This is a genomic window from Brevundimonas intermedia, from assembly GCF_027922165.1.
In the GTDB taxonomy this organism is placed as follows: domain Bacteria; phylum Pseudomonadota; class Alphaproteobacteria; order Caulobacterales; family Caulobacteraceae; genus Brevundimonas; species Brevundimonas intermedia.
In genome coordinates, this window is the sequence record NZ_BSFD01000004.1 from 162,989 (window position 1) to 177,025 (window position 14,037).

The 14,037-nt window shown below is 68.3% G+C and carries 13 protein-coding genes; 7 read left to right on the forward strand and 6 right to left on the reverse strand.

The genetic code is table 11. From position 1 onward, the window contains the following. Positions 1-6: 6 nt before the first annotated feature. Both PKE72_RS08935 and PKE72_RS08940 read left to right on the forward strand, forming a co-directional pair. Positions 7-1,221: a BaiN/RdsA family NAD(P)/FAD-dependent oxidoreductase gene (locus PKE72_RS08935; RefSeq protein ID WP_271165031.1), complete on the forward strand. Its 1,215-nt coding sequence runs from the start codon at positions 7-9 to the stop codon at positions 1,219-1,221. A 42-nt stretch (positions 1,222-1,263) separates the two neighbouring features. After that, positions 1,264-2,907, forward strand: coding sequence for a M28 family metallopeptidase (locus PKE72_RS08940; RefSeq protein ID WP_271165032.1), 1,644 nt, complete (start codon positions 1,264-1,266; stop codon positions 2,905-2,907). On the opposite strand, the gene PKE72_RS08945 is transcribed toward PKE72_RS08940, so the two are convergent. After that, the gene (locus tag PKE72_RS08945; protein WP_271165033.1) at positions 2,904-5,270 is read right to left on the reverse strand and encodes a sensor histidine kinase; all 2,367 of its coding nucleotides are present in this window, start codon (positions 5,268-5,270) and stop codon (positions 2,904-2,906) included. The genes PKE72_RS08940 and PKE72_RS08945 overlap by 4 nt on opposite strands. Before the next feature lie 129 nt (positions 5,271-5,399). Here PKE72_RS08945 and PKE72_RS08950 point away from each other — a divergent pair, with 129 nt between their 5' ends. Further along, positions 5,400-5,810: a metallopeptidase family protein gene (locus PKE72_RS08950; RefSeq protein WP_271165034.1), complete on the forward strand. Its 411-nt coding sequence runs from the start codon at positions 5,400-5,402 to the stop codon at positions 5,808-5,810. Between the two features lie 7 nt (positions 5,811-5,817). Here PKE72_RS08950 and PKE72_RS08955 read toward each other — a convergent pair whose 3' ends face one another. Further along, entirely contained in the window at positions 5,818-6,513 is a 696-nt protein-coding gene (locus PKE72_RS08955) for a MarC family protein (protein WP_271165035.1), read from the reverse strand. Positions 6,514-6,601: 88 nt separating this feature from the next. Between PKE72_RS08955 and pyrF the strand changes: the two genes are divergently transcribed. Continuing rightward, a complete protein-coding gene (pyrF, locus tag PKE72_RS08960; protein WP_271165036.1) occupies positions 6,602-7,333 on the forward strand; it encodes an orotidine-5'-phosphate decarboxylase in 732 nt (243 codons plus the stop codon). 3 nt (positions 7,334-7,336) lie between these two features. Here the strand turns inward: pyrF and PKE72_RS08965 are convergent, their stop codons facing one another. After that, the gene (locus PKE72_RS08965; protein WP_271165037.1) at positions 7,337-8,395 is read right to left on the reverse strand and encodes a hypothetical protein; all 1,059 of its coding nucleotides are present in this window, start codon (positions 8,393-8,395) and stop codon (positions 7,337-7,339) included. A gap of 65 nt (positions 8,396-8,460) precedes the next feature. Then, positions 8,461-8,730, reverse strand: coding sequence for a DUF1674 domain-containing protein (locus PKE72_RS08970; protein ID WP_309298337.1), 270 nt, complete (start codon positions 8,728-8,730; stop codon positions 8,461-8,463). A gap of 94 nt (positions 8,731-8,824) precedes the next feature. On the opposite strand from PKE72_RS08970, the gene htpX reads away from it, so the two are divergent. Further along, positions 8,825-9,799 carry a zinc metalloprotease HtpX gene (gene htpX / locus PKE72_RS08975; RefSeq protein WP_271165038.1) on the forward strand — a complete coding sequence of 325 codons (975 nt, stop codon included), beginning with the start codon at positions 8,825-8,827 and terminating at the stop codon, positions 9,797-9,799. 86 nt (positions 9,800-9,885) lie between these two features. After that, on the forward strand, positions 9,886-11,490 hold the full coding sequence (locus PKE72_RS08980) for a M20/M25/M40 family metallo-hydrolase (RefSeq protein WP_271165039.1): 1,605 nt from the start codon (positions 9,886-9,888) through the stop codon (positions 11,488-11,490). A 33-nt stretch (positions 11,491-11,523) separates the two neighbouring features. On the opposite strand, the gene PKE72_RS08985 is transcribed toward PKE72_RS08980, so the two are convergent. Beyond that, a complete protein-coding gene (locus tag PKE72_RS08985; RefSeq protein ID WP_271165040.1) occupies positions 11,524-11,952 on the reverse strand; it encodes a hypothetical protein in 429 nt (142 codons plus the stop codon). Further along, positions 11,934-13,109 carry an acetyl-CoA C-acetyltransferase gene (locus tag PKE72_RS08990; protein WP_271165041.1) on the reverse strand — a complete coding sequence of 392 codons (1,176 nt, stop codon included), beginning with the start codon at positions 13,107-13,109 and terminating at the stop codon, positions 11,934-11,936. Before PKE72_RS08990 ends, PKE72_RS08985 begins: the two co-directional genes overlap by 19 nt. 156 nt (positions 13,110-13,265) lie before the next feature. Between PKE72_RS08990 and trhA the strand changes: the two genes are divergently transcribed. Continuing rightward, complete coding sequence (gene trhA / locus PKE72_RS08995) at positions 13,266-13,979, forward strand: PAQR family membrane homeostasis protein TrhA (RefSeq protein WP_271165042.1); 714 nt, start codon at positions 13,266-13,268, stop codon at positions 13,977-13,979. Positions 13,980-14,037 lie beyond the last annotated feature (58 nt).

Sequence of the window (14,037 nt, forward strand, 5' to 3'; positions counted from 1 at the left end):
GGGCCGATGAAACAATCTGTTCGCCAGGTCCATGTGATCGGCGCCGGCCCCGCCGGCTTGATGGCGGCCGAACGTCTGGCCCTGGCCGGCCTCGCTGTCGTGGTTCACGATCGGATGCCGTCCGTGGCCCGAAAATTCCTGATGGCCGGGCGCGGGGGGCTGAACCTGACCCATTCCGAGCCGCTGGACCGGTTCGTGACTCGCTATGGTCCCACGCAGACGTCGGTCTCGCGCTGGATCGACGCCTTCACCCCCGCTGAGCTGACGGCCTGGGTCGAGGGGCTGGGGCAGCCCACCTTTGTGGGGTCCAGCGGGCGGGTGTTTCCTCGCGCGATGAAGGCCTCGCCCCTGCTGCGGGCCTGGCTGGTGCGGCTGGAGGGGCGGGGCGTCGAGATCCGCACCCGGTCGCGCTGGACGGGATGGCGCGACGGCGCCCTGGTGTTCGAGACGCCGGATGGAGAACGGCTTGAACGGCCGGATGCGGTGGTTCTGGCCCTGGGCGGCGCCAGCTGGCCGCGTCTGGGGTCGGACGGCGCCTGGAAGCCCTGGCTCGAGACCGCCGGGATCGCCGTCGCCCCCTTCCGCCCCGCCAATGTCGGCTTTGACCTGGACTGGTCGCCCCGGTTCCGGGAGCGGTTCGCCGGTCAACCGTTGAAGGGCGTCGCCGTGACCCATGGGGACAAGACGGTGCGTGGCGAGGCGATGGTTGCGCGGTATGGCATCGAGGGCGGCGCCGTCTACGCCCTGTCGGCCCGGCTGCGGGGGACGCTCGAGGCGGGTGGACGCGCCGATATCCATATTGATCTGCGGCCTGATGTCGCCATCGGCAAACTGACCGACCGGCTGTCCAAGCCGCGCGGCAAGGCCAGTCTGTCGAACCATCTGCGCAAGGCCGCCGGGCTGGAGCCAGTCGCCGTCGCCCTCTTGCACGAGGCGGGTCCGCTCCCGGCCCAGCCGCGCGCCCTGGCCGAACGGATCAAGGGGCTGACCCTGACATTGACGGGGGTTCAGGGTCTTGAACGCGCCATCTCCTCGGCCGGCGGGGTAGCTCTGGAGGGGGTCGATGAACAGTTGATGCTGACCGCCCGACCGGGCGTCTTCGTCGCCGGAGAGATGCTGGACTGGGAGGCCCCGACCGGCGGCTATCTGCTTCAAGCCAGTTTCGCGTCTGGCGTCGTCGCGGCGCACGGCCTTATGGCCTGGCTCGACAGCCGGGACTGACGGAGGCAGGGTTGAACACCCGCCCTTACGGAGCCTCCCCCGATGCGCCACGTCCTGCCCGCTGTTTCCGCCCTCGCCCTGATGGTCGCCAGTTCCCAGGCGACGGCGCAGGAGACGCCGAACATCGACGCTTCCCGTATGAACGAGGCCGTGCGCGTTCTGGCGTCGGACGAATTCGAGGGGCGGGCCCCCGCCTCGCCGGGTGAGGAAAAGACGGTCGCCTGGCTCGTCGAACAATTCCGCGCCGCCGGCGCAGAGGGCGGCGGGCCGGACGGTGCCTTCGTCCAGGTCGCCCATCTGTCGCGTACGCGCCAGGACGGCCCGGCGACCGTCGCCGCCCATGTCGGCGGCCGGACCATCGCCCTCGAGCGCGGCCCGGACGTTCTGGTGTCCAGCGACCGGCCTACAGACCATATCACCGTCCGGGACGCGCCCGTGGTCTTCGTCGGCTATGGGGCCACAGCGCCCGAGCGTCAGTGGGATGACTTCAAGGACGTGGACGTCCGCGGCAAGGTCATCGTCGTCCTGGTCAACGATCCCGATTTCGAAGCGGCCGCCGGCGAACCGGTGGCGGGCAAGTTCGACGACAAGGCCATGACCTTCTACGGCCGCTGGACCTACAAGTTCCTGGAGGCGGGCCGTCGCGGCGCGGCGGGCGTGCTGGTGGTGCATGAGACGGCCGGCGCCGGCTACGGCTGGTCGGTGCTTCAGAACTCATCGGCGGCGCCCAAGTTCGACATCGTCCGCGCCGACCCTGACGCAGAGCGCGCCCCCTTCCAGGGCTGGGTCCAGCGCGCCAAGGCGGAGGAACTGTTCACCGCCGCGGGCCTGGACTTCGCTACGCTGAAGGCGAGCGCCCGTCGCGCCGACTTCCGTCCCGTCGTCCTGCCCGGTCTGACGATGAGCGTCGATTTCCGTCAGATCGCCGACCGTGTGGAGACCAAGAACGTCATCGCTCGTATCCCCGGCGCTGAACGCCCTGACGAGACCGTGATGTATGGCGCCCACTGGGACGGCTACGGCGTCGGGACACCCAACGCCCAGGGCGACAAGATCTATAATGCCGCCGTGGACAATGCGACCGGCGTCGCGGCCCTGCTGGAACTGGCTCACGCCTTCGCAGAGGGACCGCGTCCGAAGCGCTCGGTGGTCTTCGCCGCCTGGTCGGGCGAGGAGGCCGGCCTGCTGGGTTCGACCTATTACGCCGCCAATCCGGTCTGGCCGCTGGAGACGACGGTGGCCAATATCAATGTCGACAGCCTGCTGCCTGGAACCGAGATCGACCCCAATGTCGTGGTCATCGGCAAGGGCAAGAACCAGCTGGACGATGTCCTGGCCCGGCACGCCGCTGCGACTGGACGGACCTTGATCGCCGATCCGGCCCCCCAGGCCGGGGCCTTTTATCGCTCCGACCATTTCCCTCTGGCCTTGAAGGGGGTGCCGGCCCTGTTCCCCGCGGCGGGTTTCACCGGCGCCAGCGCGGCGAGCCGCGACTATGTCCAGAACCGCTATCACCAGCCTTCGGACGAATGGGATTCGACCTGGCGCATGGACGCCGCCGCTGCGGACGTGGCCCTGATCTACGCCGTCGGACGCGAACTGGCGGACTCGACCCAATGGCCGGAATGGAATCCCGGGGCTGAATTCGGTCCCGCTCGGGACCAGTCCAAGGCGGAAAGGCCTTAGGAGGCGACGGCCTCTGCGGCGGCGGGAGCCGGAACCTCGAGCGGAAGTTCCGGCGCGGCTGCTGCGGAGGAGACGCTCAAAGGCAGGTGCAGGATAAAGGCGGCGCCCTTGCCGGGCTCGCTTTCCACCTCGGCCCAGCCGCCGTGCAGCTCGACCAGAGCCTTGACCAGGGCCAGGCCCACGCCGGGCCCGCCGCGCTCGCGCCGGACGAACCGGTCAAACACATGGGCCTGCAGGTGATAGGGGATGCCGCGACCTGAATCCGATACGGCCAGGCGGACTTCCGAAGTTCCGGTTTCCGCCGAAAGCGTCACCGCGCCGCCTTCGGACACCGATCGGGCGGCGTTCTCCAGCAGATGGTTCAAGGCCTGGTCGATGCGGTGGGCGTCGGCGCGGATCGGCTTCATACCGGGTTCGCACAGGACCGTCAGAGCGGCGCCTCGACCTTCGACCTTGGGCCTTATGCGTTCCGCCGCCTGGCCCAGCAGGTCGGAGACGCTGACGTCGCCCAGCGACAGTTCCATCTCGCCCGCATCGATCTGGGCCATGTCCAGGACGTCGTCGATTGAGCGAGCCAGCTGACTGGCGGCGACACGGATGGCGCCGGCGTGCTGGCGGCTGCGCTCGGGCAGGTCGGCCATGGTCTCGAGCAGTTCCGAATAGCCGACGATGGTCGTCAGCGGCGTCCGCAGCTCGTAGGAGACGCTGCCGACGAACTCCCGTTTCAGCGCCTGACTTTCGGCCAGGGCCTGTTCGCGCTGAACCAGGGCCTGTTCCAGGCCGCGTCGTGCGGTGACGTCCGAGAAGGCGACCAGGGTGGCGCCGTCGGGCAGGGGGCGGGTCTGCCAGGCGGCGACGCGGCCATCGAGCGTACGGCCCTCGCCCGAGATGGCGATGCGGCTCTCCGGATCCGGATCGGCGACCCGCGCCTTCAGCCCCAGCCACAGGGCCGGGTCGGGCAGAGTGGCCTTGCACAGTTCGGCGATGGCGTCGAAGTCGTTCGAGGCGGCGATCCGCTCGCCGGTCAGGTTCCAGAAGTCCTCGAACGCCTCATTGTGCAGCCGCAGCCGGCCGTCGGAGCCGAACACGGCGACGGCGTCGTTCAGCTTGTCCAGGGTGGCGGTCTGGACCTGGATCTGGGCGTTGAACCGGCTGCGCAGGTTCAGCTCGTCGGTAATGTCCGAGAAGATCAGCAATATGCCGCCCAGCGGGTGGGGCTGGCGCACCACCCGCAGCGTGCGCCCGTCCGGCAGCGACCAGCTGTCGTCAGGCGAAGCCTGGGCGGCGCCGTAGAAGTCCAGCTCGCGCGCCTTCCAGCCGGCGTAGTCCATCACCTCGGGCAGGCGGCGACGCTGGCGCAGCCGGTCCAGAAGTTCGGCATGGGTCGGCCGCTCGTCCAGCCAGGCCGAATCCAGGTCGAACAGGGTCTGGAAGGCCGTGTTGTGGAAGGCCAGTCGCTTGGACGGCCCAAAGATGGCGACCGCGTCGGCCAGGTGATTCAGGGTCTCGTCATGGGCGTCGACATGGCGGCGCAGGGTGTCGCGCGTCTCCTCCGCCTCGGTCACTTCGATGGCGAAGGCGATGACGGCGCCGCCGCCGGCCGGTTCGGCGATGATCCGCCAGGCGCGGCGATGGCCGCCGCCGGTGGTCCAGCGGAAACCTTCCTGCCGTAGCCCAAGCCGTCCGGCCTCTGCGACCAAGGCGTCGGCGCCCCGGTCGAAGGACAGGCTCATCTCCCGCGCCTGAACGACGGTCTCGGCGCCGATCTCGTGCAGCCAGATTCGGTTGGCCCAGGCCAGTTTCCCGGCGCCGTCGACCACCCAGGTCGGGATCGGGGAGGCGTCGCCCAGCATGGCCAGGCCGCTCTCGGTGGCGTCGGCGCCGGTCAGCATGACCCGGGACGCCGGCGACAGTCGCAGCCAGGCCGCGCCGCCCGCGACCCGACCCTCGATCCGCCAGGGTTCGACGTCGTTCAGGTCGATCAGGCCCTCGAAGCCCTTTCCCGTCTCGACCAAGGCTTCGATCTGGCCGGCATGGGTCTGTTTCAGCCGGGCGAGGACAACGACGCCCATATCCCCCGCAGCCCCGGCGTCCGAGCCGGACAGGCGGTCGATCAGTTCGCCCGGACCTATGGGGGGGCCGCTCGCCTCGCCGGTCGCCGTCAGGGCCAGGCTGACGTCGTCGAAGGCGCGCAACATGCTGTCATGACGACCTAGGTCGGTCAGGGCGGCGTCACGCTGATGGGTCGCGGCGGCCGTCGTGGCGTTCAGCCGTGCGCGCAGCCGAAGGGCCCAGGCGCTGACCGCCAGAGCCAGTCCGGCGGCGCCTGCTGTGGCGACATAGGCGATGTCGGCCTCGGCCATACTTGTCCCTGTGGTCACGGCGACCTGATTCGCCTTTACCATACCCCAAGCGCGCGAGAAAAAATCGGGGCCGTCTTCGCGTCAACCCGCCCCGTTGCGCTCATGGGCGTGGGCGGCGATATCCGACGCATGACCGACGTGACCGCCGACCTCTTCGCCCCTTCTCTCGACGATTTCGCTCGCCTGGCGCGCGAGGCGTTCGAGGCCCTGCCGGCTGAATTCCGCGCTGCTGCGGGCGAGGTGGTGTTTCGTATCGACGACTTCGCCGATGAACAGACCCTGGCGGATCTGGAAATCGAGGATCCCTTCGAATTGACCGGCCTGTATCACGGCGTGGACATCGGCCGTCGCGACAGCCTGGGACCGGCGGCCGAGCCGTCGCGGGTCTTCCTTTACCGCCGGCCGATCCTGGACGAATGGTGCGAACGCGGCGACGTGGGCCTGGCCGAGCTGATCGCCCATGTCCTGGTCCACGAGATCGGCCACCATTTCGGCCTGTCCGACGACGACATCCACGCCATTGAGGACGCGGCCGACTGAGCGAAGCCTAGTTCGCCGCCGGATAGGGGGTCGTCACAGCGCCGGAGATCATGCCGGGGATGGCTTCGCCCAGGCCCAGCAGGATGAACTGGATCGCCAGGGCGCACAGGATCAGGCCCAGGACGCGGACGATGATGGCCATGCCCACCTCGCCCAGCATGCGGCTGAGCGAACCGGTCAGGGCGAAACAGACGAAGGAGACGGCGCAGGCCGCCGTGATCGCGACCAGAGAACCGATGGTTCCGGCATAGCCCAGCTTGGCCGCTTCCCACGCCTGGATGATGACGGCCGAAATGGCGCCGGGGCCGATCATCAACGGTATGGCGAAGGGCACCACCAGCCGCTGGAACCGCCGACGGGCATAGCCGCGCACGTCCTTGGAGTCGGCGATGGCGTCCTTGTCGGCGAACATGGCCAGGAAGTCGCCGCGCGCCATGTCCAGGCCGAGCAGCAAAAGCAATATGCCGCCCGCGATGCGGAAGGCCGCCAGCGAAATGCCGAAGAACTGCAGCAGGCCCAGGCCGGTGAACAGGAAGAAGGCCAGGAAGACGGCGGCGAAGGTGCAGATCAGGGCGGAGACCGAAATCCGCTGACGCAGGGTCGCCCCGGCGGTCGCGGCGGCGAAGATGGGCAGATTGCCGATCGGATCCAGCAGGGCGAACAGGGTCACGAACAGGTTGACACCCAGATCGACCGCGTTCATCGCCTCGCCTCGCTCTTGAAATTCAACACGCCGGCCGCGCCGACGCACCCCTTGCGTCCCCGCATAGCCGCTCAGCGCGAGTCCGTCGATGACCCAGACCCAAACCGTCGCCCCCAATCGTGGTCCCGACGAACGGATCATCTGCGCTCTGGATGTGCCGACGGTCGCAGAGGCGGCCGCTCTGGTCGCGCGGGTGCAGGACGCGGTGGGCTTCTACAAGATCGGGCTGCAGCTGTTCGCGGCGGGCGGCATGGACTTGGCGCGCGACCTGAAGGCCGAGGGCCGCAAGGTGTTTCTGGACTGGAAGCTGCACGACATCGGCGCGACGGTCGAAAAGGCGGCGGCCAATCTGGCGGACGCGGGTTGCGATCTGCTGACGGTCCACGCCCGACCACAGGTGATGGCGGCGGCGGCGCGGGGCGTGGCGGGATCGAGGCTGAAAGTCCTGGGCGTGACGGTCCTGACCAGCCTGACGGCCGAGGATCTGGCCGCCGACGACCACAGTCTGTCGCCAGCCGAACTGGTCGAACGCCGTGTGCTCCAGGCGCTGGAGGCCGGGATCGACGGCGTGGTCTCCAGCCCCCACGAGGCGGCGCGGGTGCGCGAGATCGCCGCCGCGGCCGGCCGTCCGGACTTCCTGATCGTGACGCCGGGCGTAAGACCGGCGGGTTCCGCCCAGGACGACCAGGCGCGGGCGGCGACGCCCGAAGCCGCGCTTCAGGCCGGCGCCACCCATCTGGTGATCGGTCGCCCGATCACGGCGGCGACCGATCCCCGGGCTGCAGCCCTGGCCGTGGCCGAAAGCATCGCCCTGATCTAGCAATCAGCCGCGCTCGCCCGGCTCCTGTGCGTAGTGTTGGCGCGGCGGGGCCTGCGGCGCGACATAGTCAGGGGGCGGCAAGTCGCCGTAGTGGTCCTGAACCGGCGGCGGGGCGTGGACCTCGGGCGGCGCGACATAGATCTGGGCCGGGGCGACCTCGACCGGGGCGGGCTGAACATGAACCGGCGCCTGATCGATATAGACGGGACCGGCCGTCTCGATCTGGGGCGGCGCCAGATTGACCTGGCTGGGGGCGACATGGATGCGCTGCGGCCCGATATTGACCGGCGGCGCCTGCACATAGACGGGCGGTTGTTCGATATAGACCGGCGGGCCGGTCACGATCTCGGGCGGTGCGATGTTCACCTGGGACGGGGCGACATAGATCCGTTGAGGCGCGACGTAGACGGGCGGACCCTGAACCTGAACCGGGGCCTGCTGATAGGCGCGCTCCTCGTAATAGTCGCCTTGCTCGTAGCCCCGATGGTCATAGGACTGCTCGTACCGCTCCTGATAACGGCCTTCGTATCGGTCTTCGCGGTAGGTCGGGCGCGGGGCGGGGCGGCAGTCGCAGTCGGCCGGGCGCTGCGGCTGATAAGGACGCCAGCCGATATAGTCGCGTCCGAAGCCATAGACGGGATAGCCGACCGGGGCGCTGACCGGGGCCGGGCCGACGAAGTTCACGGGCGGGCCGGGAATATAGCCGCCCGAGTATCCGCCGTCGGCGTAACCGCCGCCCCCGACATAGGTCACGCCGCCGCCGCTGGAGCCATGGCTGATGCTCGATGAATGGGAATAGGCGCGGGCGTTGATCGCCGAATAGGCGGACGCCCCGGCGTAGGCCGAGGCGTTGGCCCCCGCATTCACGTTCACATTGACGTTGCTGTTGTAGCTCCCGCCGTGATGCCCCCCGCCCGAGTGGCCGCCGCCGCCCTGATGGCCGCCCCCTCCGCCGCAGCTTCCACAGCCGCCATGGCCGCCCGACGGCCCCCCGGCCAGGGCGGGCGCGGCGGAAAGCAGAAGGGCCGCCGACGCGGCGGCGATCATGGACTGTATCGTCACGGGACAGACTCCTTTGGGTTGTCCCGGTTCAGGCAAGTGCCGCGCCCGGCTGGCGCCGCCGTCGGTCAGAAATCGACGGCCAGGCCCTTTTTCTCCCAGTCGCCGTAGCGGGTGGGTTCGGGTCCGGACGGACCGCCGTATTCGCTGGCGCTTTCGGTGCTCTGCTCGGCCGCGCGACGATCGGCCGCTTCCAGCAAAGCACGCCGCGCGACCTCGCTTAGCGGCTTCTGGGGCGTCGCATGCGGGATGTCGGCGTTGAAAACGGGCGCATTCTCGTTGTCGGCGGCTGCGCCGTCCGTATCGGGGCCCGTATCGGGGGTGGGATGTTCGGTCACAGGTCGGCTCCCTTGAGGGCGGCGTCTCGTAGCCTCAAATAGTCGATTGAAGCCGTGGCGCCAGAAAAACCGGTCGATCGCGGACGGAACGACGATGAACCATCTGAAGACCTTCATCCTGCTGGCCGCCCTGACCGCCCTGTTCGGGGGCGTCGGCTATCTGATCGGCGGCGCGACGGGCATGGCCATCGCCCTGGTGTTTGCTGGCGGCATGAACCTGTTCAGCTACTGGAACGCCGACAAGATCGTGTTGAAGATGTACCGGGCCCAGCCGGTCGACGAGCAGCACCCCAACGCCGTGGTGCGCAACTATGTCGCCGACGTGCGCCAGATGGCGCGCGCCGCGGGCCTGCCCCAGCCCCAGGTCGCCATTATTCCCAACGATCAGCCGAACGCCTTCGCCACCGGCCGCAATCCCGAACGGGCCGCCGTCTGCGCCACCACGGGCCTGCTGGACATGTTGACGCGGGAAGAGGTGCGCGGGGTGATGGCGCACGAACTGGCGCATGTGAAGAACCGCGACACCCTGATCATGACGGTGACGGCCACCATCGCCGGCGCCATCGCAGCCCTGGCCAATTTCGCCCTCTTCTTCGGCGGTGGCGACGACCGGGAGCGGCCGGGCGGGATCATCGGGACCCTGGCCCTGATGATCCTGGCGCCCATGGCGGCCGGCCTGGTGCAGATGGCCATCAGCCGGGGGCGCGAATATGAGGCCGACCGCGTCGGCGCCGAAATCGCCGGCGACCCCCAGGCCCTGGCCTCGGCCCTTCAGAAGATCGACGCCTACGCCAAGCGAATCCACAATCCCACGGCCGAGCGAAATCCCGCTTCAGGCCAGATGTTCATCATCAACCCCTTGGCCGGACGCGGCGCCGACAACCTGTTCTCGACCCACCCGGCCACCGGCAATCGCGTGAAGGCGTTGATGGATTTGGGACTGAAGATGGGCGTGCGGCCCCGCGCCTTTGTAGAATCGGCGGCCGCATCAGCCGTGCCGGTCACCCCCGTCCGCACGACCACCGGCGTGCCTCCCACTCCGGTCAAGCCGAACGGTCCCTGGGGCTGATCGCCGCAGCCCAAGATCGAGCTTTGCGGTTTGCACTTCGCCGCCGGATCATTTCAGATGCGCCCTGTTCAGTTTCAGGGGATCTCATGTCGCGTCTGCTTGCCTTCGTTTCCGCCGCCGCTCTTCTGGCCACGCCCGTCGCCGCCCAGTCGGTGGACCGGGTCGCCGTCAACGGCATCATCGACCAGGGGCTGAACCACAGCCAGGTCATGCAGACTGCCGCCTATCTGACCGACCGGATCGGCGGGCGGATGACCAATTCCCCACAGATGCGCGAGGCCGAGCAGTGGACCCAACAGCAGTTTCGCGACTGGGGCCTGTCCAATGTCCGCGCCGAGGGGTTCGAGTTCGGCCGGGGCTGGTCCATCGTCCGCGCCAGCGCCCGCATGACGGCGCCGCGCCCGCTGGACCTGCGCGCCATCCCGGTGGCCTGGACCCCGTCGACCAATGGCACCATTAGCGGCGGGGTGATCGTCGCCCCGATCTCCAAGGTCGAGGACTTCGACAAATGGCGCGGCAAGCTGTCCGGCAAGATCGTCATGCTGTCGCAACCCGGCACGGGGTCCGAGCCGACGGAACCGGCCTTCAAACGCTGGACCAGCGCCGAACTGGCCGAGCGGAACACCTATTCCCAGCCGCAGTATTCCCCCATCGCCATCCAGAAGCAGCTGGAGACCGCCGACTTCGCCGCCAAGCTGGACGCCTTCCTGGTCGAACAGGGCGCCCTGGCCTGGGTGAAGATCTCCCAGCGTGACGGCGGCCTGCTGCACGGCACGGGCTATACCTATCAGGTCGGCGCCACGCCGAAGCTGGCGGGGATGGAGCTGGCGGCCGAGGACTATCGTCGCCTGGCGCGCCTGGCCCTGACGGACACGCCGCCGACCCTGGAGCTGACCAGCGAGGTCCGGTTCCACGACGAGGACGTCAACGCCTACAACATCCTGGCCGACATCCCCGGCACGGCGCGGGGCGCTGAATATGTCATGGCCGGCGCCCATCTGGATTCCTGGGTCGCCTCTGACGGCGCCGTGGACAATGCGGCGGGCAGCGCGGTCGTCATGGAGGCGGCGCGCATCCTGAAGACCCTGGGCGTGCGGCCCAAACGCACCATCAGGTTCGCCCTGTGGAACGGCGAGGAACAGGGTCTGCTGGGCTCTTTGGCCTATGTCGACCGCCATCTGGCGACCCGCGCCCCGGCGACCGATCCGGCCTGGGCCAATCTGCCGAACAACCGCACCTGGCGGAACCGCTGGCCGGTCGAGCCGCGCGAGGGTCACGGCGATCTGGTCGCCTATTTCAACCTCGACAACGGCTCGGGCAAGATCCGCGGCGTCAACGCCGAGGGCAATGTCGCGGTCGCCCCGATCTTCCAGGAGTGGCTGTCGCCCTTCGCCAGCATGGGGGCGACCACGGTCTCGCTGCGGCCGTCGGGCGGCACCGACCACGTCTATATGCAGGCCGTCGGCATCCCCGGCTATCAGTTCATCCAGGACCCGCTCGACTATTCCAGCCGCCTGCACCACACCAGCATCGACTCCTATGACCACCTCAAGCCGGAAGACATGCGTCAGGCTGCCATCATCCTGGCCAGCTTCCTTCTGAACGCCGCCAACCGCGATGAACCCCTGCCGCGCATGCCGCTGCCGACCCAACCGACGCCGACGGATCCGTTCGAATATCCGGCGGACTGAGCCGTTTGGACGCCTGGCCTCGGTGTTCCGAAGTCAGGCGTTCCTCAGCCGAGGCATTTGGGAGGACAGCACCTCGACGCAGGCGTCGCGCCCGCAGACCAAATAGTGAGCGAGGTCTTCCGTATAGCCGCTGATGCTGGTCGCGAATTCGGTCAGATAGAGGCTGGTCTCGACCTGATACAGGTCGCCCACGGCGACGCCCTCCCGATCTCGGGCGGCCCAATAGCCAAGCATGTCTCTTTCGTCCTGGACGCGGAAGCTGGCGGCTTGATCAAAGATCACAGCCGCCGTCATGCCGGACAGGTGCTCCAGTTTGATCTCCAGTCGCCAGTCCGTGACGCGCCCATAGGCGACGCCGATCACGTCCCAAAGGTTCTTGATGCCGAATTGGTCCAGCCCAACGTTGATCAGGCGAAACCCTGACGGCGTCGGCTGTACGGGCTTCAAGGTCGTTCGACGCACATCGCCACGCCCATTCCGCCGCCGATGCACAGGGTGGCGAGGCCCTTCTTGGCGCCTGATCGCTTCATCTCGAACAGAAGCGTCGTCAGGATGCGGGCGCCTGATGCGCCGATGGGGTGGCCGATGGCGATGGCGCCGCCGTTGACGTTGACCTTGGCCGGGTCGAGGCCCAGTTCCTTGACCACGCACAGGCTCTGGGCGGCGAAGGCCTCATTGGATTCGACCAGGTCCAGATCGGCGACGGTCCAGCCCGCCTTCTCCAGCGCCTTCTTCGAGGCGGGGATCGGCCCCGTGCCCATGATCGACGGATCGACCCCGGCCGTGGCGTATGAGGCGATACGGGCCAGGGGCTCAAGGCCGCGCGCCTTGGCCTCTTCAGCGCTCATCAGCACCAGGGCGGCGGCGCCGTCGTTCAGGCCCGAGGCGTTGGCGGCTGTGACGCTGCCGTCCTTGGTGAAGGCGGGCCGCAGTTTCTGCATCAGCTCGATGGTCGCGCCGTGGCGGATATATTCGTCCTTGTCGACGACGACGTCGCCCTTCTTGCCGGGAATGAAGACTGGAGCGATCTCGGCGTCGAACCGTCCCGCAGTTTGGGCCGCCTCGGCCTTGTGCTGGCTGGCCAGAGCGAACTCGTCCTGGGCTTCGCGGGTGATCGCCCATTTGTCGGCGATGTTCTCTGCGGTCTGGCCCATGTGATAGCCGTTGAAGGCGTCCCACAGCCCGTCCTTGACCATGGTGTCGACCAGGGCGACGTCGCCCATCTTGTGCCCGGCCCGCAGCTGCTGGGCGTGGGGCGCCTGGCTCATGCTTTCCTGCCCGCCGGCGACGACGATCTTGGCGTCGCCCAGGGCGATCTGCTGGGCGGCGAGGGCGACGGCGCGCAGGCCTGAGCCGCAGATCTGGTTCAGGCTCCAGGCCGGAGCCTCCTGACGCACCCCGGCGCCGATGGCGGCTTGGCGCGCCGGACCCTGGCCGGCGGCGGCCTGAAGCACATGGCCCAGGATCACTTCGTCCACCTCGTCGCCCGAAACCCCGGCGCGTTCCAGCGCCGCCGTGATGGCGATCTCGCCGAGCTTCGACGCAGGCAGAGCCGATAGGGCGCCCAGGAAAGACCCGACCGGCGTGCGGGCTGCGGAGACAATGACGACGTCGATCATGAGGATTTCACGCTCTGGAGAATATCGAGTGGCTGTTTTGCCGCATACGCGAGGGTTCGTCACCTGGGTGCAGAAAAGTGACCCGGGATTCAGCCATTCGTCACCCTGATGGCGCATTGTCCAGGAACATTACGGACGATCCTGGATTGATTGGCCATGCTCCGCACGCTGAAACGCCTAGTCTCCCACGTCTGCACGCCGGACGAGCTGGACATGATCGAGCATTACCAGACGCGCGCCGAGAAGCTGGCTGACCTCTGGGTCCATGTCGTCGGCCTGATGCTGGCCGCGGTCGGGGGCGTGATCCTGGCGGGTCTGGCGGGGGTCTACACCGGGATCGGCGGGGTGCTCGCCACGGCCGTCTACGCCCTGTGCCTGATCGGAATGCTCACGGCCTCGACCATCTACAACTGGACCAATCCCTGCGCGGCGCGGCCGGTGCTGCGCCGGCTGGACGAGGCGGCGATCTTCCTGATGATCGCCGGCAGCTACACCCCCTTCACCACCCAGAGATTCGAAGGCGCCTGGTCGGTGGGCTTCACCGCCCTGATCTGGACTCTGGCCTTTGGCGGCGCCGCCGTGAAGCTGTTCGCGCCCCGCATCTCCGACAAGTTCTGGAGCGGCGTCTATGTGGTGTTCGGCTGGCTGGCGGTCGCCGCGCTGAAGCCGATGGTCGAGACGGTCCACCCGATCGCCCTGGGCCTGCTGGTGATCGGCGGCCTGATCTATACGGCCGGGGTCTTCGTCTTCGTCAGCCCCAAGGTCCGTTTCCGTCGCGCCATCTGGCACGGGTTCGTCGTCACCGGCGCCACGGTCCACTGGACCGCCGTGCTGGTCGGCGTGGTGCTGGCCCCCGCCATGAGCCACTGAGGCCGTCCGGAGGCTGCGCTTTTACGGCCTCTGGCGCTTCGCGTCGCAACGGAGGATA